This is a genomic window from Chloroflexota bacterium, from assembly GCA_014360825.1.
In the GTDB taxonomy this organism is placed as follows: domain Bacteria; phylum Chloroflexota; class Anaerolineae; order UBA2200; family JACIWT01; genus JACIWT01.
Genome location: JACIWT010000010.1, coordinates 35,163 through 56,874 on the forward strand (window position 1 = coordinate 35,163; position 21,712 = coordinate 56,874).

At 58.8% G+C, this 21,712-nt stretch carries 21 protein-coding genes; 16 read left to right on the forward strand and 5 right to left on the reverse strand.

The window, feature by feature from the left end; translation table 11 throughout:
• Positions 1-11 precede the first annotated feature (11 nt).
• Positions 12-1,211 (reverse strand): thiolase family protein, encoded by a 1,200-nt coding sequence (locus tag H5T64_08160; protein ID MBC7264320.1) that lies wholly within the window; start codon positions 1,209-1,211, stop codon positions 12-14.
• A 363-nt stretch (positions 1,212-1,574) separates the two neighbouring features.
• On the opposite strand from H5T64_08160, the gene mutL reads away from it, so the two are divergent.
• The 3 genes from mutL to H5T64_08175 all read left to right on the forward strand — a co-directional run bounded on the left by mutL (position 1,575) and on the right by H5T64_08175 (position 4,822).
• Positions 1,575-3,347, forward strand: a complete 1,773-nt coding sequence (mutL, locus tag H5T64_08165) for a DNA mismatch repair endonuclease MutL (GenBank protein ID MBC7264321.1) — start codon at positions 1,575-1,577, stop codon at positions 3,345-3,347.
• A gap of 93 nt (positions 3,348-3,440) precedes the next feature.
• On the forward strand, positions 3,441-3,911 hold the full coding sequence (locus H5T64_08170; GenBank protein ID MBC7264322.1) for a PspC domain-containing protein: 471 nt from the start codon (positions 3,441-3,443) through the stop codon (positions 3,909-3,911).
• Positions 3,908-4,822 carry a hypothetical protein gene (locus H5T64_08175; protein MBC7264323.1) on the forward strand — a complete coding sequence of 305 codons (915 nt, stop codon included), beginning with the start codon at positions 3,908-3,910 and terminating at the stop codon, positions 4,820-4,822. The genes H5T64_08170 and H5T64_08175 overlap by 4 nt, the downstream gene beginning before the upstream one ends.
• A gap of 71 nt (positions 4,823-4,893) precedes the next feature.
• On the opposite strand, the gene H5T64_08180 is transcribed toward H5T64_08175, so the two are convergent.
• From H5T64_08180 to H5T64_08195, 4 genes are all read right to left on the reverse strand, one after another.
• Positions 4,894-6,240 (reverse strand): acetyl ornithine aminotransferase family protein, encoded by a 1,347-nt coding sequence (locus tag H5T64_08180; protein ID MBC7264324.1) that lies wholly within the window; start codon positions 6,238-6,240, stop codon positions 4,894-4,896.
• Between the two features lie 53 nt (positions 6,241-6,293).
• Positions 6,294-6,524: a MoaD/ThiS family protein gene (locus H5T64_08185; GenBank protein ID MBC7264325.1), complete on the reverse strand. Its 231-nt coding sequence runs from the start codon at positions 6,522-6,524 to the stop codon at positions 6,294-6,296.
• An 85-nt stretch (positions 6,525-6,609) separates the two neighbouring features.
• A complete protein-coding gene (locus H5T64_08190) occupies positions 6,610-8,436 on the reverse strand; it encodes an aldehyde ferredoxin oxidoreductase family protein (protein ID MBC7264326.1) in 1,827 nt (608 codons plus the stop codon).
• A 25-nt stretch (positions 8,437-8,461) separates the two neighbouring features.
• Positions 8,462-8,854, reverse strand: a complete 393-nt coding sequence (locus H5T64_08195) for a 4Fe-4S dicluster domain-containing protein (GenBank protein ID MBC7264327.1) — start codon at positions 8,852-8,854, stop codon at positions 8,462-8,464.
• A gap of 181 nt (positions 8,855-9,035) precedes the next feature.
• Here H5T64_08195 and H5T64_08200 point away from each other — a divergent pair, with 181 nt between their 5' ends.
• From H5T64_08200 to hutU, 13 genes are all read left to right on the forward strand, one after another.
• A complete protein-coding gene (locus tag H5T64_08200; protein MBC7264328.1) occupies positions 9,036-9,296 on the forward strand; it encodes a metal-sensitive transcriptional regulator in 261 nt (86 codons plus the stop codon).
• A gap of 38 nt (positions 9,297-9,334) precedes the next feature.
• Complete coding sequence (gene trxA, locus H5T64_08205; protein MBC7264329.1) at positions 9,335-9,667, forward strand: thioredoxin; 333 nt, start codon at positions 9,335-9,337, stop codon at positions 9,665-9,667.
• 111 nt (positions 9,668-9,778) lie between these two features.
• Positions 9,779-11,383: a histidine ammonia-lyase gene (gene hutH / locus H5T64_08210; GenBank protein ID MBC7264330.1), complete on the forward strand. Its 1,605-nt coding sequence runs from the start codon at positions 9,779-9,781 to the stop codon at positions 11,381-11,383.
• 50 nt (positions 11,384-11,433) lie between these two features.
• A complete protein-coding gene (locus H5T64_08215; GenBank protein MBC7264331.1) occupies positions 11,434-11,709 on the forward strand; it encodes a WXG100 family type VII secretion target in 276 nt (91 codons plus the stop codon).
• Between the two features lie 12 nt (positions 11,710-11,721).
• Entirely contained in the window at positions 11,722-12,000 is a 279-nt protein-coding gene (locus H5T64_08220) for a hypothetical protein (protein MBC7264332.1), read from the forward strand.
• Complete coding sequence (locus tag H5T64_08225) at positions 11,997-12,998, forward strand: hypothetical protein (GenBank protein MBC7264333.1); 1,002 nt, start codon at positions 11,997-11,999, stop codon at positions 12,996-12,998. Before H5T64_08220 ends, H5T64_08225 begins: the two co-directional genes overlap by 4 nt.
• 23 nt (positions 12,999-13,021) lie before the next feature.
• Positions 13,022-13,639 (forward strand): hypothetical protein, encoded by a 618-nt coding sequence (locus tag H5T64_08230; GenBank protein MBC7264334.1) that lies wholly within the window; start codon positions 13,022-13,024, stop codon positions 13,637-13,639.
• Positions 13,611-13,826, forward strand: a complete 216-nt coding sequence (locus H5T64_08235) for a hypothetical protein (protein MBC7264335.1) — start codon at positions 13,611-13,613, stop codon at positions 13,824-13,826. Before H5T64_08230 ends, H5T64_08235 begins: the two co-directional genes overlap by 29 nt.
• Before the next feature lie 263 nt (positions 13,827-14,089).
• On the forward strand, positions 14,090-14,998 hold the full coding sequence (locus tag H5T64_08240; GenBank protein MBC7264336.1) for a hypothetical protein: 909 nt from the start codon (positions 14,090-14,092) through the stop codon (positions 14,996-14,998).
• Positions 14,999-15,004: 6 nt separating this feature from the next.
• Positions 15,005-15,367: a hypothetical protein gene (locus H5T64_08245; GenBank protein ID MBC7264337.1), complete on the forward strand. Its 363-nt coding sequence runs from the start codon at positions 15,005-15,007 to the stop codon at positions 15,365-15,367.
• 89 nt (positions 15,368-15,456) lie between these two features.
• Positions 15,457-18,303, forward strand: coding sequence for a hypothetical protein (locus tag H5T64_08250; protein ID MBC7264338.1), 2,847 nt, complete (start codon positions 15,457-15,459; stop codon positions 18,301-18,303).
• 60 nt (positions 18,304-18,363) lie between these two features.
• On the forward strand, positions 18,364-19,800 hold the full coding sequence (gene pyrF, locus H5T64_08255; GenBank protein MBC7264339.1) for an orotidine-5'-phosphate decarboxylase: 1,437 nt from the start codon (positions 18,364-18,366) through the stop codon (positions 19,798-19,800).
• Between the two features lie 11 nt (positions 19,801-19,811).
• On the forward strand, positions 19,812-21,464 hold the full coding sequence (hutU, locus tag H5T64_08260) for a urocanate hydratase (GenBank protein ID MBC7264340.1): 1,653 nt from the start codon (positions 19,812-19,814) through the stop codon (positions 21,462-21,464).
• The last annotated feature ends 248 nt before the right edge of the window (positions 21,465-21,712 follow it).

The following is a 21,712-nucleotide window of genomic DNA, read 5'->3' on the forward strand; positions in this document are numbered from 1 at the left end:
CATTCTCCCTCCTACTTGCGCTCGATAATGATCGTACCGCCCATACCACCGCCCACGCACGCGGTGGCCAGTCCCAGGGAAAGACCTCGGCGGATCATCTCATACAGCAGCGTGACGGTGATGCGCGTACCTGTACAACCCACTGGGTGGCCTAATGCGATCGCGCCGCCGTTGACATTGACTTTGTTCCAATCCCAGCCATCTTTCTCCAGTTCCCGGCCCACGGCCAGGGATTGGGCAGCGAAAGCCTCGTTCAACTCGATGAGTTCGATGTCGGTCAATTTCAGGCCGGCGCGCTTCAGGGCCTTGGGCACCGACCGGGTGGGCCCGATGCCCATGATCTCCGGGGGCACAGCGGCGTACGCGTAAGAGCGGATGTACGCCAGAGGCTCGAAGCCCAATTCTCGGGCCTTGCCCGCGGTCATGACCACCATGGCTGCAGCGCCATCGGAGATAGGGCAGGCATTTGCCGGTGTTACTGTGCCGTTCTTCTTGAAAACAGTGGGGTAGAGCGCAGCCTTCTGCACAGAGAGTGTGGGATTGATACACTCGTCCTGGATGATCTCCTCCCGTGCTACCTCCTGTCCGGCCACCTTCTTGGTGACGGGGACTGGTACGATCTCCTCGCGGAATTTTCCCGTCCGGGTGGCCATGAATGCCTTCTTGTGGCTGTTGACGGCGAACTGGTCCTGCTCCTCACGGGTGATGCCGTACATCATGGCCAGGTTCTCGGCAGTGTAGCCCATAATCTGGCCACACACCGGGTCGGTCAACCCTTCCCATAGGGTGTCAATGAACGTGGTGTGTCGCAGTTTTAACCCCCAGCGGGCACCACGGACCGTATAGGGAGCGGTGCTCATGCTCTCCGTCCCGCCGACCAGAAAGATTTCCCCATCTCCGGCCTGGATGGCCTGATAGGCGTTGGTGATGGCCACCATCCCGGAGACACAGTTGCGCTGCACCGTGTAGCCTGTGATGCGCGCTGGCACGCCCGCCATCAACGCGGCCACGCGACCGATGTTCGGCGCATCCGAATATTGGCCGATACAACCCAGGATGACATCGTCAATCAGGCCGGGGTCGAGACCGCTTTTGGCAAGCACGCCCCGAAAGGCAGTGGCGGCCAATTCTTGGGCCGTGACTTCCTTGAACGCTCCCCCATGAGCGCCGATAGGCGTGCGCACGCCCGCTACGATAACCACCTCTTTCATGCAGACCTCCTTCAGTGGATTTCGGTAATTGCTGCTATTCGCCCAAACATAAAAGGCAAGGGGCTATCTCGCTGACGATCATCAGCGCCCCTTGCCTTGAACAAGCAGGTGGTCTGGAGAGTTCTGGCGACGAACGCGCTTCAGGAGAACTCTTTTTGTGACCTGCAGCATTCGCAATCCTTTCGCCGTTGAAGGGATGGGCCCTTGGCGGCGCCCCCATGTTTGTTTCTAACTAAGTGCTATTGTAGCAGAAGACTGTTTTCTCGTCAACTTGGCGCATAGGAGCGCTATACGCTTGGTGTGCGAGTCAACCTTCGTTCACCCAAATGTCCAATTTGGAGTAAAATAGACGTAGGAGAATAAATGGCGATTCGGGTATTGCCGCCCCAGGTGGCGGCCAAAATCGCTGCCGGGGAAGTGGTTGAGCGCCCAGCCTCGGTGGTCAAAGAACTGATTGAGAATGCGATTGACGCGGCTGCCACGGAGATAGATGTGGAGTTCGTCCGAGGCGGCCAGCGCCTCATCCGCGTGTCGGATAACGGCTCCGGTATACCAGCGGCTGAAGTGGCCCTCGCCTTCGCCCGGCATTCTACAAGCAAACTGGAAACAGCAGAAGACCTAGAGCGCATCCGTACGCTAGGCTTCCGCGGCGAGGCTCTGGCGAGCATCGCTGCCGTTGCCGATGTAACGCTGATCACTCGCTACACTGGCGAAGAGGTGGGCACGCTCATTCGCCTCGAAGGTGGTGAGATCGTGCGACAACAGGGGCATGGCGCAACGCCTGGCACCATTGTCACCGTGGAAAACCTCTTCCGCAACACGCCCGCCCGTCTCAAATTCCTGCGTGGCGAAAACACCGAGGCCAAGCACATCACCGACCTGGTGTCGAAATATGCCCTGGCTTATCCTGAAATCCGTTTCCGCCTGACGCGTGAGGGTCGGGTCGTTTTGCAGACTACGGGGGGCTCTGCCTACGATGTCCTGGTCAAGGTTTTGGGGCTGCAAATGGCACAGCAAATGCTCGAAGTGCCCCCCACCGAGGAAGATGGCGTTCTCGTATCCGGTTACGTTAGCGCACCGACCCTCACCCGCTCCAACACCAGTTACATCACATTCTTCGTGAACCGGCGTTGGATCCAGGATCGCTCCCTGCTCTGGGCGGTGGAGCAGGCATACCATAGCCTGATGCCTGTGGGACAACACCCTGTGGCCGTCGTGCACATTATCGTCAGACCGGAAGACGTGGACGTGAACGTCCACCCCACAAAGCGCGAGGTACGCTTCCGAGATGCTCGGCGCGTTTTCGCCGCTGTGCAGCGCGCAGTGCGCAGGGCGCTGGTAGAGGGGGCTCCCCTCCCTTCGGTTGGTGCTCCCCTCGAGCAAACCACACCTGTGGATTGGGGGCGGCGACGCCGTCCGATCAGCCTGCGCCCACTGTCGTCACGAGAGCCAGGTGATGTCGGTCAATTGGGGATAGAGATCCAGCGTACTAAGGATGTGTCAGGAGAAAAAGCGCCCCGCGATGAAGTTTGGGCACCCGAACCTCCCATCCCATTTTCTCTTTACCTGCCTGCCCTGCGGGTCTTAGGGCAGTTACACCGCACGTATATCGTCGCCGAAGGCCCCGAGGGCATGTATCTAATAGACCAACACGCCGCCCACGAGCGAGTGCTATACGAGAAATTGAGCGCAGAACAGGCTGCCCATCAAGTGGTTCGCCAAACGCTCCTGGAGCCCATGCTGGTGGAATTGACCCCCCAGCAATCTATGGTGATGGAGGAAAATCGCGAGGCGCTCGCTGCCTTGGGCTTTGACCTGGAGCCTTTTGGCGGTGACACGTATCTATTGCGCGCCATACCGGCCTCTCTCAGCAAAGCGGACATCACCAGCGCACTGGCTGAGATGCTGGACGAGGGCGAGGAGACTCCCTATCTCCCGCGCTGGCAGGATAGAGCACTGGCCACGATCGTCTGCCATAGTGCAGTCAGGGCTGGGCAGGTGCTCTCTATCGAAGAGATGCGCGACCTGGTCCGCCAACTGGAGGAGACAGCGTTGCCCTATACCTGTCCCCACGGTCGCCCGACGGTCATCCGCCTTTCCTCCGCGCAATTGGAACGGCAGTTCGGGCGGGGCTGATGCCCGCAACCATTGTCGCCCCTTTGCGTATTGACTACTGTGGAGAATGGGCAAGTCTTGGATCACGTAGTATAATACTAGGAGGAGAACATCGTGAACAGGTTAGTCCGCCGTCGTTCAAAACGCATCATTGCTGGCGTTTGCGCTGGTCTGGGCGATTATTTCGGGATTGATCCGGCTCTGGTGCGGTTGGTCTTCGTTCTCTGGGCTATCCTGGGCCAGTGGGCGGTGGCTGTGTACATCCTCCTGTGGGTTCTCATACCGGAGGAGGGCAAGGAGGAGGCCGACCGGGGTACCACCGTGCGCGACAACGTGCGCGAAGTGGTCGAGGAGGTTCAACAGTTCGGGAGCGACGTGGGAGCCATGTTGCGGGGTGAGCAGACCGAGGCATCTTCACAGCGCATCATCCTGCTCGGGGCAATTTTGGTTCTGCTTGGGCTCGCTATGCTGGCCAACAATCTGGGGCTATTCGCCTGGTTTCAACTCGGGCGGCTATGGCCACTGTTATTGATCATCGCTGGCGTGGTCTTGCTAATCCGAAGTCTGGGGAGGAAATCATTATGAAAGAGGAACGTCGCTATCCGGGGATCGTAGGGCCCATTATCCTGATCGTGGTAGGTGTTCTCCTATTACTCAATACGTTGGGATACCTTTCCTGGGGGATCTGGGCTTCTCTGTGGCGGTTCTGGCCAGTCCTGCTCATCCTGGCTGGACTGGAGATCATCGTCAGTCGCTTGCGCAGCCCGATCGTTTATTTGCTGATGATCGCTGTCACGTTAACGGTGGTACTCGGCGTGATCGGGCTGTCGTTGGTCTGGGGGCAGCGGCCCATTAGCACAGCGGCGGGGTCACTGGTCATCGCCGAAGAGATGGCTGGGGCCACTTCGGCCCGTGTGGAACTGAGTATAGACGCGGGGGAACTGAAGGTGGCAGCGCTGATGGACTCTCCCAATCTGGTAACGGGTCGGGTGGATTACGGACCCGATTCGGGCGAGCCACAAAAGTCTCTCGTGGTCTCGGGAGGCCAGGCGCAATTCTATCTGCGAAGTGGTCGCCAAGGACGACTCTTCTGGTTGCCGGGCTCCAAGACGGGTGATATCTGGGATCTGCAGTTCACATCCGAGATACCGCTCGCCCTCCGCGTGAACGCGGGTGCGGGCAGAGTGAACCTGGACTTGCATGAACTCCAAGTTACAAATCTGGATGTCAACGTCGCTGCGGGTACAGTGATCATTACTTTCCCGGAGCGCGGGACGGTGAGGGCCGACCTCAATGGCGCAGCGGCAGAGTGGCAGCTGCGGGTGCCAGAGGGCGTCGGAGCACGGATAAACACTGCTGGTCTAGTCAACGTGCGCGTGGATAGTTCGCGCTTCCTCAGGACTAAGGAAGGCTACGAAACCGTGAATTTCGCCACAGCCAGAAACCGGGTGGAGATCGACCTGAAAGCCGCGGTCAGCAGCGTGGATATCCGTTGAACAAGGAACTAATTAAGGAAAGGGCTGGGACCATCCCAGCCCTTTCTCTTTTCCTATCTTAACGGGGGCGATTAAACTGTCTCTTCCGCCTCGGTCAGCGCGTCCTCGAAGATGACCAGGGCTTCATCCACTGCATCTTGGGTGACATTCAGGGCGGGCATGAAACGGAGACTGGTCGGTCCACAGCCCAAGATGAGCAGGCCGCGCTCGAAACTGCCCTGCACCACCGCATTGCGTAGATCCGGCACAGGTTCTCTCGTGGCTTTGTCTTTCACGATCTCCACGCCGATCATCAGTCCCAACCCCCGCACATCGCCCATCGAGGGATGATCGGCTTGCATCCGGCGCAGGTTCTCCAGCATATACTTGCCCATGCGCTCGGCATTGCCCAGATAGTCTTCCTCCTCAATTAGACGGATGGTGGCCAGTGCCGCAGCGCAAGAAATGGGATTTCCTCCAAAGGTATTGCCATGTGCTCCAGGTGGCCAGGTCATCAGACTCCGTCGAGCGGCCATCACTCCCAAAGGCATGCCCGATGCAATGCCCTTGGCGATGGTTACAATATCGGGCTCCACTCCCCAGTGCTCAATGGCCCACCACTTCCCCGTGCGACCCATGCCAGCCTGGATCTCGTCGTCCACAAAGAGGATGTCGTACTTGTCGCACAGTTCTTTGAGGCGGATGAAGTAGAGCGGGGGTGGGACAACATAGCCGCCTTCACCTTGGATTGGTTCCACAAAGAGCGCCGCTACCTCAGAGGCGGGAACGTATCGTGCCAGCACTTGCTCCTCGATGAACTTCACGCAGTAAACATCGCATTTGGGATATTCCATCTTGTAAGCGCAACGGTAGCAGTATCCGAACGGCACGTGGGTGACACCTGGGACCAGGGGGGCGAAGCCTTCACGCTGCACGTATTTCGATGCGGTCAGCGAGAGGGACCCCATGCTCCGGCCGTGGAATGCACCCACAAATGCGATCAGACGCGGGCAACCGGTGTGATAGCGCGCCAACTTGATCGCTGCCTCTACGCTCTCGGTGCCGGAGTTGGTGAAGAAGACCTGCATGGGCTCATCGCCGGGGATTAGGCTGGTGAGTTTCTCCGCCAACTCGATCTGCACCGGGTAGTAGAAATCCGTGCCTGACATGTGGATGAACTTCTCTGCCTGCTCCTGGATGGCCTTGACCACGGCCGGATGGCAGTGGCCGGTGGCGGTGACGGCGATGCCGGCAGTGAAATCCAAGTAGCGGACCCCATCCACATCCCATACTTCCGAACCCTGGCCGTGATCCATTACAAAAGGATAGGTACGGGTGTACGAGGGCGAGATTACCGCTGCGTCCCGTTCTACGTACGCTTTGGCCTTCGGGCCAGGAACCCTCAGTTTTTTCACCCTCGTCTTAATGGCTGTGACCATATATCCTCCTTGTCTGAAATGGCAACTTTGCCGTTCACTCTGTTGGATGTTCCTCATCCCCCGCCGACAATGGGGACTAGTTTCACGATATCACCATCTGCCAGCGTGTAACTTTTTTCCACCTGCCGACCATTGACCAACGCGATGGCTACGACAGACGGTGGTAGCCCCAGTTCATTGAGGAGTGCAGCGATCGTTTTTCCTGCCGCATCCTGACGAATGGGCAACTCATCGCTTTGCACGTACCGCTTGAGCAATCCAACTGGGATGATTTCCACACTCATTCCTTCACGCTCCTAGAGCACAGAGGGGTTGAGCCCCTACTCTTTGGCACTCAACCCCTCTGTGTTCCTCAGAAAAGTAGGTGGCTCATATCTGCACCAGATCGCTCAGGCCCAGTTCGTCCAATTTCTCTTCCGTCGGGATGCCGTTGCGGTCCCAGCCGCGCTGCTCATAATACATATCCAGCAGTTTCTCGATGTTTTCACGGCTGATGAAGGCACCTTTTGTGGGCCCGCTGCTCACTTCATCCAGCCATATACGTGGTGGTGGGTAGTCCCATTCGCGACCGAAGCCCTCTACCTCACGGATCCAGTAGGCCCGGGTCAGGTTCCACACCCGCTCCGAAATCTTCATCAAGTCTTGCCAGGAACGGTCTTCGCCGGTGATGGCCTGAAGGATGGGTGCGTAGTGGTCCAGACTGAGGCTTAATTCCACCCACTGCAGGCGACATGCACCCAAACAGTCGAACAATGGGCGGATGTGCTGCAACTCAATCACTTTGGCTGCTTTGTCGGGTGTGATCTTCTTGCGGCCTACTTGCAGATCGTAGGTGATGGACCAGGAGCGGTTATGATGTGCACCCACGTCGGCAGTCATGTAGGACAGAAGCATGGATGGTGCATCGCGAGACTCGTATCCGCTCCACTCCATGCCCTTCACGTGGATGGCGAAGTTCGCACTATCGCCGCCGAAGACCTGCGCCGCGTGTTTGACCCCCTCCGCCAGCACTGCGCCGAGGCCCTCGCGCTTAGCGATCTGCCGGAGCATGGCGTACACAGCCTCGGCGTTGCCGAAGCGAAGATCAATCCCGCCTGTATCGGCCAGGCCGATAATGCCGCGCTCGAAACACTCCATGGCGAAGGCGATCACGTTTCCACCGGAGATAGAATCGATCCCCAGTTCATCGGCCAAATAGTTGGCATAGGCCACATCCTCAATGTTCCCCAGTCCCACATCGCCGCCGAGCAGGGCGGTGGTCTCGTATTCTGGGCCCTCCACACGGATGCCGTACTTCTTGCTGTGCGACCACTTGCCACATGGGCTAGGGCAACCCTTGCATCCCTTGTCGGTGACCACAATGGCCTGGCGCATAACCTCGCCGCTCAGGTTTGCGCTGTCCTCCAACGCGCCAGACTGGAAATTGCGGGTGGGGAAGGCTCCTATCTCATTGGACCACGAGGTTACGCCGGCGGTGCCATACCTTTGCCATACTTCCAGACCCTTTGCTGCCTTGCAATCGGCGTACATCTTCTTCGAGAGTTCCCTGAATGCCTCTAGATCGGCGACTGGTATGCCCTTGGTGCCGCGCACGGCGATGGCTTTCACCTTCTTCGCACCCATCACCGTGCCTACCCCGCCGCGCCCAGCCTGGCGACCGAAGTCGTGACCGATGCAAGCGTATTTCACACCGTTCTCACCTGCCGGGCCGATAACCAGGATTTGAAAGGGCTCCCCGAGTCTCTTTTTCAACACCGTCTCCACGGTGATAGCGCCCTGGCCCCACAGATCCGTCGCATCCCGGATCTCGACCTTGTCATCGTCTATGACGATGTAGACTGGCGTTTCAGATGCGCCCTCGAGGATAATGCTGTCGTAGCCAGCGTATTTCATCTCGCCGCAGAAGTGCCCGCCCACACTGGCGCTGGCATAGCCCCCAGTGAGAGGAGACTTGGTAGTGATATCTAGTTTACCTGCTCCAGGGACCAGCATTCCGGACAATGGGCCAGCAGAGATGATGAGTTTATTGGCTGGACTCAGGGGGTCCGTCCCCTTGGGGACCTCAGTGTAGAGCAGGTATGCACCGAAGCCTCGGCCCCCCAGGTATTGCTGTGCCATCTTGGGGTCGAGAGGCTCACTCTGGATCGCTTTGGTGCTCAGGTTCACACGGAGGATCTTGCCGCCGTATCCGTTCATTGATTCTCGCCTCCTAGATGTCCGATCATTCGCCAATCCAAAGTGCGTTCATCCCACAAAACTCGACGCATTCACCGCAGAGGTTGCACTTGAAAGGCGATTCCAGCGCGGGATGGGTCATCATCACGCCCTCGGGGCACGCATCCACGCACGCCAAGCACTGGTCGCATAGATCTGCGTTGACATAATAGGCGCCGCGCTCGTTCTGGAGGATGGCCCCGCTTGGGCAGACGTCGGCACACTCGCCGCACTGGGTGCAGACTTTGACTTCGTAATTGCCTGGGTCGGGGAAATGTGGGATGATGGCCAATGAGGCCTTTTTGGGGTTGTTCTCGCCGAAGGTGCAGAGAGAGCAGGCCAACAGGCAGGCCTGGCACCCCGAACACTTGGAACTGTCTGCATACAGCCGCGATGCCATGTTCTGCTCCTTTGGAAAAGATACTGTTTCGATGGGCCGGTGTTGGGCCGCCTGAACCTTACGGCGCTAAGCATATATAAATCCGTGCAAATTGTCAAAACTGGATTTGACAAATGGACGGAAATGGGGTATACTATAGATGTACCCCGGGGGGGTATATGGCCGAAGGAGGCCCTTCGTGATGGATGCGCAGAAAGAGGAAATCACTAACCGTCTACGCCGTATCGAGGGCCAGATTCGCGGTTTGCAGCGGATGATCGCTGAGGACCGCGATTGTGGCGATCTCATTACACAATTCATGGCCGCACGGGCGGCGCTGGATCAAGTGGGCCTGAGCGTCATCACGCGATACATCGAGGAATGCGGCCAGTCGGCATTGGAAAACGAGGAGGGCAAAGAGAAACTAACTCGTGCCATTCGTCTGTGGCTGAAATTTTCGTAATCCCATAAATTTCTGAGATGGAAAGGAGAACCAGTTCGATGAGTGAGCCAGTTGCGGTAACAGATAAGACTTTTGTTGAGGAAGTGCTTATGGCAGAAAGCCCGGTCCTGGTAGATTTCTGGGCCGCCTGGTGTGGCCCTTGCCGTATGGTGGCCCCGATTGTCGAGCAGATCGCTGCCGAGGCCCAGGGACGCTTGAAGGTCGCCAAAGTGGATGTGGACCAAAATCCGGAGACTGCTATCAAGTACATGATACAGAGCATCCCCACGCTCATGCTGTTTGTAGATGGCAAGCCGGTGGAACGACTGGTGGGTTATATGCCCAAGGATAGCCTCTGGGCAAAAATCGAACCCCATCTGCCTTTGGAGTGAATGGGCATCAAAAGCGGGCGTCAGCCTAACGCTGGCGCCCGCTTTTGTTTCTGCTCGCCACAACACTATAATTAATTTGCCAACAAACAGGGGGAGTGCAGGAAAAACAAGATGAGCACCCTTCGCATAGATGGGGTTCACTTGACCATAGAGGATGTGGTGGCAGTTGCCAGGGCATGGGATTGTCCTGAGAGCATCCGTATCGCCCTTACGCCCGCGGCTCGTTCCCGGGTGTCCCGCGCCCAGGCTGCCGTGGAGAATCTCACCAGACGCGGGGAAACCGTATATGGCGTGACTACGGGTTTCGGGCGTTTCAAGGACCGGCGGATTGAACCCGAACAAACTGCTGAACTGCAACGCAACATCTTGAGGAGTCATGCGGTGGGGGTCGGCCCGTTGTTAGATGAAGGCACCGTGCGAGCGATGATGCTCCTCCGTGCCAACACGTTGGCAAAGGGCCACTCTGGCATCCGCCTGGAAACGCTGGAAACCCTGATCGAGATGTTGAACCGGGGCGTGCACCCGGTTGTGCCATCGCAAGGCTCGGTCGGGGCCAGCGGTGACCTGGCACCCCTGGCGCACATGGGCCTGGTGCTTATCGGCGAGGGCGAAGCCTGGTATCGGGGCGAGCGGCTGCCTGGCGGCGAAGCCCTGCGCCGGGCAGGCTTGCAGCCGGTCGTGTTGGGGGCCAAGGAGGGCGTGGCTCTCACCAATGGCACGGCGTTGATGACCGCCATCGGTGCTCTGACAGTCCACGCTGCGGACGAGTTGGTGCGCCTAGCGGATATCGCTGCGGCCATGAGTCTGGAGGCATTGCATGGCACACCCTTGGCCTTTGATGCCCGTATCCACGCTATGCGCCCCCATCCCCACCAGGCGGATTGCGCCGCCCACCTGCGCCGACTGCTGGAGGGCAGTGACTTCACCCGCCCACCCGAGGACCCTCACGACGTCCAGGACGCTTACACTCTGCGCTGCATCCCCCAGGTGCACGGGGCCGTGCGCGATACCATCGCCTATGCGATGCGGGTGCTAAGCACCGAATTGAACGCTGCCACCGACAACCCGCTCCTCTTCGTGGAAGGTGACCAGGTCGCATGTCTTTCGGGTGGTAATTTCCACGGCGAGCCCATTGCCCTGGCCATGGACTTCCTGGCCCTTGGTCTGACCGAACTGGGCAATTTCTCCGAGCGGCGCATCGCCCGTCTGATGGACGCCGACTCCAACGGTGGCATCTTGCCGCCCTTCCTCACCGAGCATGGCGGGCTGCACTCGGGCTTCATGCTGGTGCAGTACACCGCGGCCGCGCTGGCCTCGGAGAACAAAGTACTGGCCCACCCCGCCAGCGCCGACACCATCCCCACCTCGGCCAACACCGAGGACCACGTGAGCATGGGCACGACGGCAGCACGGCAGGCGCGGGAGGTGCTGGGCAACGTGCAGACCATCATCGCTTTGGAACTCCTGTGTGCGGCGCAGGGGATTGACTTTCGCCGCAAGACGCAGGGGCCCTCGGCGCGCCTGGGACGGGGCACGGCACCCGCCTATGCCCTGATACGCAGGGATGTACCCTTCATCGAGCGGGACACAATCCTATACCCGTACATCGAAGCCATGCGCCAGTTGGTGGTGAGCGGGGAACTCTTGCGGGCGGTGGAGGGGGAAGTGGGGCCTTTGGCGGGCGTTGATGAAATGGGCAAGGTGCGGTATACTTAGTAGTGGATGTGTACTTTTGCGTATCCATGTAGTCGTCAGGAGGTTTTCTGATGTCCTCTCAAGCGATTGTCAACCCCGAAGACCTGGAACGTTTTGCCCGCGAACTCAAGCAATTCAATGCCCAACTGCGCGACAGCACATCCCGGCTGCAGGGCGAGTTCCACCGCCTGGGCGACACCTGGCGTGACCAGGAGCATTACAAGTTCGCCCAGGAGTTCGAGCAAACTATGCGAGTGATCCACAGATTCCTGCAGGTCGCCGACCAACACATCCCCTTCCTACTTCGCAAAGCCCAGCGGGTGCGGGAATACCTGCAGCAGCGCTAAAGGAGGTGCATCGTGGGTGCGGTGCGGGCCAACCCCAAAGATATGCGCGAGTTCGCTGGTTACCTGAAGCGTTTCAATGTTATGCTGACCGAAGAGAAGCGCCAATTGCGGGCCCGGTTTGTGCGCCTGGGAGAGACTTGGCAAGACCAGAAGTATCAGAACTTTGCCCAGGAGTTCGAGCAAACCATGCGGCTGCTGGATTACTTTGAGAAAGCAAGTGAAGAGGTGGTTCCCTTTTTGCTAAAAGACGCCGAGATTTTGGAAGCCTACCTGGAGAGAAGACGGCGATGAGCAGTGGCGCTAATGTACGGGCGATTCAGGCCTTGGATGACCTGAAAGGGGCTCTGAATCGCTTCGCCGGGGAAGCACAAGAAGTGCTGCAGGCGGCAGAACAAGATATCCGGCGGACAGAGGAATGGCTGCAGGAACGCCTGAATCACTGGCGGAACGAAGTACAGCGGCGACAAGAAGAGGTGCGGCTGGCCGAGGCGGCTTTGGCCCGCTGTCTCGCATCTGGATACCGTGATCGCGATGGTCACTACCACGCCCCAGACTGCAGCGCTTACGAGCACGCTTTGCTCCAGGCCCGTGTCCGCCTGCGAGAAGCCGAGACCGAACTGCGCAATGTGCAGGAGTGGATGCGGGTAGTAGGACAGGCGGCCGCAGCGTACCGCACGCAGGCACAGCGTTTAGGCCGGCAACTCGCCGTGGACATTCCCAGCGCGGACGCCCTCCTGGAGCACAAGATTGCCGATTTGCAGGCGTATCTGGCTGTTGCGGTGCCAGCGGGGACGGGGGTGATCTCCTCTGTGGGCAGCATAACACAGGTAGGGGCAGTCCAATGGAATGTTGCCGGCGACAGCGAAGAGATCGCCAAACTCCAAGAGGGGTTGATGAGGCTCGAAGGGACAAGTCTCGGTCAGCCCATCGCAGCAGCCATCCATGAGCACGGCACAGGCGTGCGCTTTGGGCAAACCCCTAAAGATGTTATTGCCTATTTCGACCCTGATAAGAACGAGATTGTTATCCATGAACGTTTCCGAGACAGTTCACCCAATGTTATAGCGGCCCATCTCGCCCACGAGGGCACTCATGTGCAGTGGGATAGGGATGATTCCATTGATCAGGAGTACTACGCTTTCAAAGCCCAGGCGGAAGTCTGGAACCAGGTGAAAGGAAAGGAGACGGACGAGCAGTGCGATTGGGTAAGCTGGATGATTTCGCTGGGAGAGGGAAGAGCCAAGGCCATTATTCGGTTTCACTATCCCGACCTGCCAGAGAGTGCCTGAGCAGGTGCAGGAGGAGGTGGTTTATGGTAGAAGGATATGTTCCTTTTCAATCTACTCGGCCGTCAGCACCGTGCAGTTTTCTTTATCCTGCTGACTGGCAAATCCGAGAAATTGAGCAGGATGAATCAGTGGAATTCTTCATAGCCGGCCCACGAAGCCCGACTGGAACCTGCGCTGCATCCTTCACCGTTCGTGTGTCACCGGTGTCCCAAGAAATGCTGGAGGATGCAGCAGCTGCCTTTCTCTCCCGCTACCGGCCAGCTCCAGGCTTCAGTGAACTGGGACGAGCCTCTGGTATGGTGGCCGGATGTCCTGCCGTGGAGGTCGAGATCACTTATCGGATGCCCCTGCCACTCAATAGCATCAATGCCCAGGCGACTACCATTCGCGAGCGCCACATTTTCCTGAGGCGAGGAGGGCAGCTTTACGAACTTCTCTATATGGCACTGGATGAGGACTACAGAACCTGGCTGGAGGCTTTTCGCACCCTGGTGCGCACGTTCGCTTTCCTGGAGGAGCCTGTCGGTGCAACCTTTCAGCCTCTGGTCACCCCAAGCTCGCAGATACTACGGGAGGATGCGATAGGTTACGAGAACGATGAGGGCAAGAGCAGTGAGCAATCTGAACACGATCACGGCTGAATTGGATGAAGCCTGGCAACGCTTGCGCCAGCGTTGGGAGGAGACGAAAGCAATGTGGAACGACCCAGTGCGTTGGCAGTTTGAACGGGAGTTCTGGCAGCCGCTGGAGAGCCAGGTGCCAATCATACTGAAGGAGATGGAGCGGCTGGCGCAGGTGATTGCCCAGGCACGGCGGAATGTGAGGTGAGGTCACTGTCAACGGATTTTTGGAGCGGATCGAGCGGATGGCGACCGAAATCCGTTCCATCCGCTCCTGTGAATACGTTGACAGCAATCCCGCTCTTACGGAGGAATCCTATGCCCGAACCAGACCTGTTGCAACATCAGCGTGAAATCCTACGCACTTTCCGCGATGCCACCGCTCAGCGCGCAAAGGTCGAGGCTGAAGCGGAAGCCCGCCGCAAAGCCGACCGCGAGGCCGCCGACACAGACCTGGAACAAGTGCGCCAGATGGCCGCCGTCCAACTGGCCGAAGTCCGCAAGGCCCAGGAGGAAGCCCAGGCCGCCCTGGACCAGGCCGATCTGCAAGACCTCTGGGAACAAGCCAGACCATCCCCACCCACCGCCAGCCCCGATGCCGACCCGGCCCAGGAACTGGCCCGCTGTGTCTCTACGGCTACTGACGCACCAAAAGCAATACAGGCGGGTATTGAAGCATTGCGGCGGTGGCGTCTTCGCGCAGCTGTGCGCCGCCGGCTACTGATCACCTCTGCCGCAGTTGTTTTGGTCTTTCTGGCAGTCGTTTGCGCAGTGGCAGGTTATCGCACGTACCGGGAATTGCAGATGGCACGACTATACCATTCCGCAGTTACAGCCCTTGAGGTTGGGGAGTGGGACAAGGCTCGGGCAGGCTTGAATCAACTTATTGCCATGAATAGCAATTACAAGGACGCCCAAACCTTGCTGCGCGAGAGTTATTACCGAGAAGCGGTTGCAGCACTGGAGGCGAGCGAATGGGAAAAAGCGGCCAAGGCTATCATCCAGTTATGCAAACTGGAGCCTGCTTACAAAGATATCCCCGACTTACTTGCTCAGCATTCGCACCCACAGCTTTGGGGGAAGTTCTGGTTAGAAAGTGATGTGAGTTCTGTCGGTGCTATACGTAGCCATACAGCCGCGGTGCGTAGCGTGGCCTTCTCCCCAGACGGGGCAATTCTGGCTTCGGGGAGCGATGACGGGAGGGTGAGACTGTGGGATGTGGCCAGCGGGCGGGAGTTGCGCACCCTGAGCGGGCATACAGCCGCGGTGTGTAGCGTGGCCTTCTCCCCAGACGGGGCAATTCTGGCCTCTGGGGGCTATGACGAGACGGTGAGGCTGTGGAGCCCAACTGTCGTTGCTACCCAGTCGCCAAAGCAATAAACGAAGATTATTTCCGTTCCGGCAAGCGATGCTGCAGGGATTCATACAGGTCTTGATGTGCGACGCGGCGATACAACAAAGTTCCATGCCCAAGGTAGGTGGTGCTGGCGTGATGGGTCTGAGTGTTCTGACCGTGATGGAACCCCAGGACGCCCGTGGCCAGAAGAGCGCCCCACTATCCTCGATGGCGAACCGTTCGGAAAGTTAATTGGCCGTGTAGGTGATTGGATGTTTGCCATTGGCAGCACTGCCGTGGTGACCGCCGCTGCCGATGGCGAGTTGCTGCTGCTCATGAACGACCGAGTAGGATATTACCACGATAATAGCGGCTCGATCACGGTGGAAGTAACAGTAACCGCAGCCCGGTAGTAGGACTTTGACTTCGGGACACGGTTATAGGCTCGGGGGACTGACCCAGTGAAGTAGGATATGGGCGATATGTTTAGTGGAGGTTTTCTATGCCTTCGGAGCGAGACCTGATCCAACAAGTCCAATCCCATGTCAGGCGCTTAGTCCAGGCATTGGCCGATGCCCAATACTGGCATGACCGCTGGCTGGGGCAGGCGGAGCAGGAACACGAGCGCCGCATAGCCGAGATTGACAGCCATCACGAGAAAGCCATGGTTGAGGCCAGGTCAGTCTACGAGGCGACGTTAAGGAGGGTGAACGAAGAGAATAGCGCTATCATCAGCACCGCCGGTCTGTGGGCTGCGCCCTGGGACGACTCCCTTTGGGCCTCATGGAGTCCCGTGGCGGAGGGCATTCCCCGCTTGACCCGCATTGGCGAACTGGTGGAGGCAGGGCGACGGGATCGGCTCGCTTTTCCCGCCCTCTTGCCCATCGTCGGCGGGCGCAATGTGCTGATAAAGGCCTCTGGCGCAGGGAAAGAGATAGCACGGGCAGCCATCCAATCGGTCCTGCTCCGGTTGCTGGTAACCCTACCGCCCGGCAAGCTACGCCTTGTGGCTGTTGACCCGGTCGGGTTAGGTTCCACGGTGGCCGGGTTCATTAAGGGACTGCCCGAGTTTCTGACTGGCGGTCAAGCATGGTTCGAAGACCGTCACATTGAGCAATGCTTGGCGGACCTGGAAGCACATATGGCGATGGTAAAACAGAAGTACCTGGGTGTCACTTTCTCGACCATGGAAGAATACAACGCCTATGCTGGCCAGATAGAAGAGCCGTATCGGCTGCTGGTCGTGGCCGATTTCCCTTCCCGTTTCACAGATTCGGCGGCGCAACGGCTACTCAGTATTGCTACCAATGGGCCGGGCACGGGTGTTTATGTACTGGCTATGGTGGATGCTGATTGGCCGAAGATGCCCTATGGCTTTAATCTTGCTGATCTGGAGCGAACGGCGACTGTCATCACCTGCAATAATAAGGACTGTATCTGGCGGGACGCGGATTTCAAAGATTGCCACCTTGAACTCGACCGCATTCCCTCACCAGCGGACTTTGAGCGATTTGTGAAAGTGGTCGGTGCAGCAGCAGTTTTGGCCAGCGAAATCAAGATACCCTTCGAGACGGTGGCGCCAACACGAGCACGCTGGTGGCAAGGCGACTCGCGCGCTGGCATAAAGGTGCCGATCGGCCAATTTGGTGCGCGGGAAGTTCAGTATTTCACTCTCGACGAGAAATTGCTAAATAGCGCACTGATCATTGGCAAGACCGGATCCGGCAAAAGTACACTATTGCATGTATTGACTCATAACCTGGCTCTGACCTACTCTCCGGAGGAAGTGCAACTGTATCTGCTCGACCTGAAGGAGGTGGAATTCAAGGACTACGCCACATACCAGTTGCCGCATGCCCGCGTGGTAGCCATCAATTATGAACGGGAATTTGGCCTGAGCGTGCTGCGCGGCCTCGACGACGAGTTACGGCGGCGTATGGACATATTCCGCCAAAAAGGCGTTACAACACTGAGTGAGTATCGGAACAAGACAGGGGAAAAACTGCCACGCATACTTCTGATGGTGGATGAGTTTCAGGAGTTATTCAGAGAAGATGATGCTATAGCCAGCCAGGCAGGACTTATTTTGGATCGCTTGGTGCGTGAGGGAAGAGCCTTTGGAATCAATATATTGTTAGCCTCACAGACACTTACAGGGCCCTACACGTTGGCATTATCAACCAAGAACCAGATTCAAATACGAATTGCCTTGCAATGCTCAGATACTGACTCTCGGTTGGTATTGAGTGACGACAATGACCACGCGCGCCTGCTCGGGAGACCTGGTGAAGCCATCTACAACGCGGCGAACGGACGCGTGGAAGGTAACAACCGGTTTCAAGCGGTGTGTTTGGCGCCAGATGAACGCAGGCGGTACTTGCAACAGATCCAGGAGATGGCCCAGCAGCGCGGCTACGTCCCGCCACAACCCCAGATCGTCTTCGAGGGCAAGGCGCCAGCCGATGTGCAAAAGAACCGACCGCTACACGACCTGCTTATGCGCTCCCCTCTCCCGCGCACAGGAGAAAGGCCTGGGGTGAGGGGCAAAATCGCCGCCTGGCTCGGCGAGCCCGTCGCTATTAAAGACCCCACAGCCGCCTATTTCCGCCGCCAGAGCGGGAGCAACCTGCTTATTGTGGGCCAGAACGACGAAGCAGCGATGGGAATGATGGTTACAGCTCTCATCAGCATAGCCGCCCAACTCCCCTCTCCTAGTATTGGGAGAAGGGTTGGGGGTGAGGGTCGCTTCTACGTCCTCGACTTCGGTCTAACAGACGCCCCCTACGCCGGTTTATTCTCAAAGGTAGCTGAACTGCTGCCCCACCCAGTGCGGGTAACTGGCCGCCGTGGGTTACCTGAAGTGATCGCCGAGATCTCCGCCGAGGTGAACCGGCGGATGCACGCGGATGACACAGCCGCTTCGCCGATCTATCTGTTCATCTACGGTCTCCAACGCGCTCGTGACTTGCGCCAGGAGGAGTTTGGTTTCCCGATGCCCGGCGAGCAACCCGTCCCACCAAGCCCAGCCAAGCAATTTGCCACCATTCTGCAGGAGGGGCCGGACTTGGGTATCCACTCCCTGGTCTGGTGCGACTCCTACACCAACCTGACCCGCACACTGGATCGGCGTTCGCTGCGTGAATTCGAGATGCGGGTTGTCTTCCAGATGAGTGCCGAAGATTCCAGCAACTTGATTGATACCCCTGCAGCCAGCAAACTAAGGCCATATCGAGGGCTGTACTACAGTGAAGAAGAAGGTCGCTTGGAAAAGTTCCGGCCTTATAGTGTGCCGTCAATGGATTGGCTGGCCTGGGTTGGCGAGCGGTTACGGGGAAAAAGAAAACGCTAACTGGATAGAGCCTGCACTTATCGGCTGACCAAGCATGTGCGTCCGCATAGGGAGGACCAAATGGCCACAAGTACGGATTTTGTGACCAAACTGGCGATGGCGATGGAAGCCAACAACAGCCAACTCTGCGTCGGGCTTGATCCGATGCCCGAACGCTTCCCGCCCGAGGTATTGCGCGAGCACGACCCCATCTTCACCTTCATGAAGATGATCGTGGACGCCACCGTGGACTTGGCTTGCGCCTACAAGCCCAACATCGCCTTCTACGAAGCCCAGGGTTTGCGTGGACTGACCGCTTTGCAGCGCCTTATGGCCTATATCCCAGACCACATCCCGGTCATCCTCGATGCCAAGCGGTCCGATATGGCCCATTCGTCCGCTGCTTATGCTCATGCTTCCTTTGAGGTCTGGGGAGCAGACGCGGTTACCGTCAGTCCCTACTTGGGTCTGGATGCCCTGGAGCCCTTCCTGGCCTACCGCGACAAGGGCGTGTTCCTCCTTTGCCACACCTCCAACCCAGGCGCAGCCGAGGTGCAGGGCATGAGGTGTGGCGGCCAACCCCTTTACCGCTGGGTGGCCGAGCGCGCCCGCAGCCTGAACCAAGCGGGCAACCTGGGCCTGGTGGTCGGTGCAACTTATCCTGAAACGCTCAAAGTGCTGCGTGCTGCTGACCCAACGATGCGCTTCCTGGTGCCTGGTATCGGCGAACAGGGCGGCGAGATCCGCGCTGCGGTCCTGGCTGGGATGGGAGCCCGTCCTGACAGCCTGATCCTCAGTTCCTCGCGGGGCATCACCTACGCCGCCGACCCCCGGGCTGCAGCCATCGCCCGGCGGGACGAGATACGGCGGGCGCGTGCCGAGGCAGCCGCGGTGCCACCACCTTCGCCCAGTGCGGCCCTGGTAGAAGAAGTGGCCCTGGCCCTCTACGACTCAGGGTGTGTGCAGTTCGGCGACTTTGTGCTGCGCACTGGCAAGCACGCGCCTATCTACATTGACCTACGCCTCCTTGCCTCCCGGCCGGTCCTATTGCGCCTGGTAGCGGGAGCCTACGCCGACCGACTGGCTGGCGTGACCTTCGACTCCCTGGCGGCTATCCCCTCCGCCGGGCTGGTGCTGGGCACGGCGGTGGCACTGGAGACCGGGCGTCCGCTCATCTACGTCCGACAACGAGTTAAGGACTACGGGACGCAGAAGGCTATCGAGGGTACGTATCGGCAGGGCGAACGGGTGGTGGTTCTGGACGATTTGATCTCCAGTGGTGACAGCAAACTGGAGGCCATTGGCATATTGGAGGAGGCTGGTTTGATTGTGGAGCGCGTGGCCGTGCTGATAGACCGAGAGCATGGAGGACGGGAGGCATTGAGAAAGGCGGGCTATCACCTCGATGCCGTGCTCACCCTGACCGAATTGTTGGACGCGCTGGTGGCGCGGGGACGACTTTCCAGTACCAAACGCGACGAGGTGATCGCATTTGTCCGCCAGGAAAGGGCAAAATAGGAGGTGGGAGGATGGTGAAACGAGTCATTCGTGCCCCCCGAGGAACAGAGATTTCCTGCAAGGGCTGGCTACAGGAGGCGGCCCTGCGTATGCTGATGAATAATCTCGACCCAGAGGTGGCAGGCGACCCCGACAATCTCATCGTTTATGGTGGCCGGGGCAAAGCAGCCCGTAACTGGGAATGCTTCGATGCTATCGTCGCCTGTCTGCGAGAATTGGAGAACGATGAGACATTATTGGTGCAATCGGGCAAGCCAGTAGGCATCTTCCGGACTCATCCCGACGCTCCGCGAGTGCTGCTCGCAAATTCCAATCTGGTGCCCCGTTGGGCCACGTGGGAGCATTTCAACGAACTCGAAGCCAAAGGGCTGATGATGTACGGTCAGATGACCGCCGGCAGTTGGATCTACATAGGAACCCAGGGCATCCTACAGGGCACCTACGAGACGATGGCTGCTGCGGCTCGGGCCCAGGGTTGGCCCAGTTTGAGGGGCAGGTTCGTGCTCACCGCCGGATTGGGCGAGATGGGTGGAGCGCAACCGTTGGCGGTTACGATGAACGAGGGCGTGGCCCTGGTCGTCGAGGCGGATCCATGGCGCGCTAAACGCCGTCTCGACACCCGTTACCTCGATCGCGTGACCGAGAACTTGGAAGAAGCCATGACCTGGGTGCAGGAAGCAGTGGATGAGAAACGCCCCCTCTCCGTCGGCGTAATTGGCAATGCAGCCGAAGTCTTCCCCGAACTGGTCGTGCGTGGCGTGACACCTGACATCGTAACCGACCAGACTCCCGCCCACGACCCGCTGAAGTATATCCTCCCCGGCCTTTCTGTCGAGGAGGCGAAAGCGCAAGCAGAGGCCGACCCGCGGGGCTACACTGAACGAGCCAAGGCAGCCATGGCCGCCCACGTCCGGGCTATGCTCGATTTCCAGAAGCGGGGTGCGGTTGTCTTCGACTACGGCAATAACATCCGCCAGCAAGCATTGGATGCCGGCGTGAAAAATGCCTTCGATTTCCAGGGTTTCGTGCCGCTCTACATCCGGCCGCTCTTCTGTGAGGGCAAGGGGCCCTTCCGCTGGGTAGCGCTCTCGGGTGACCCACAGGACATCTACGCTACCGATGAGACCATCCTCGAACTGTTCCCTCACGACGAACACCTGTGCCGTTGGATCAGGATGGCGCAACAGAAGGTGGCTTTCCAGGGCTTACCGGCGCGTATCTGCTGGCTTGGCTATGGCGAGCGAGCAAAGGCTGGGCTGGCCTTCAATGATCTGGTGGCCAGCGGCAGGGTGAAAGCCCCCATTGTGATCGGGCGCGACCACTTAGATGCCGGGTCGGTGGCCTCACCGAACCGCGAGACGGAGGGGATGAAAGACGGTTCGGACGCCGTCGCCGACTGGCCACTGCTCAACGCTCTCATCAATGCCGTCGGTGGGGCCACCTGGGTTTCGATTCACCACGGTGGAGGAGTGGGCATGGGATATTCCATTCACGCCGGGCAAGTCATCGTGGCCGATGGCACCCCCGAGGCAGCAGTGCGACTGCAGCGCGTGCTGACCACTGATCCGGGCATGGGCATCCTGCGCCACGCCGACGCGGGCTATCCCGAGGCGATCGCCGCAGCCAAGAGGCACGGCCTGGTAATACCGATGCTGCGCGTTTGACGGGCGCGCGGCCAACGTAATATAATTTGTTCAATCGGACAGTAGCAAAAGGCTGTGAGCAGGGAGAATAAGCACCATAGCGGGGCCACAGAGAATCGGGGGCAGGTGAGAGCCTGATGCCAGCGCCGGTGCCGAATGGACCTGTGAGCCGCAGGGCGAACGGAGCACGTCGCTCTGAGTAGTCCGTGCCGGAATCGCCACCGTTATCATGGCTGAGGATATCGGGAGCGTAAACTCCCTGTATCCGC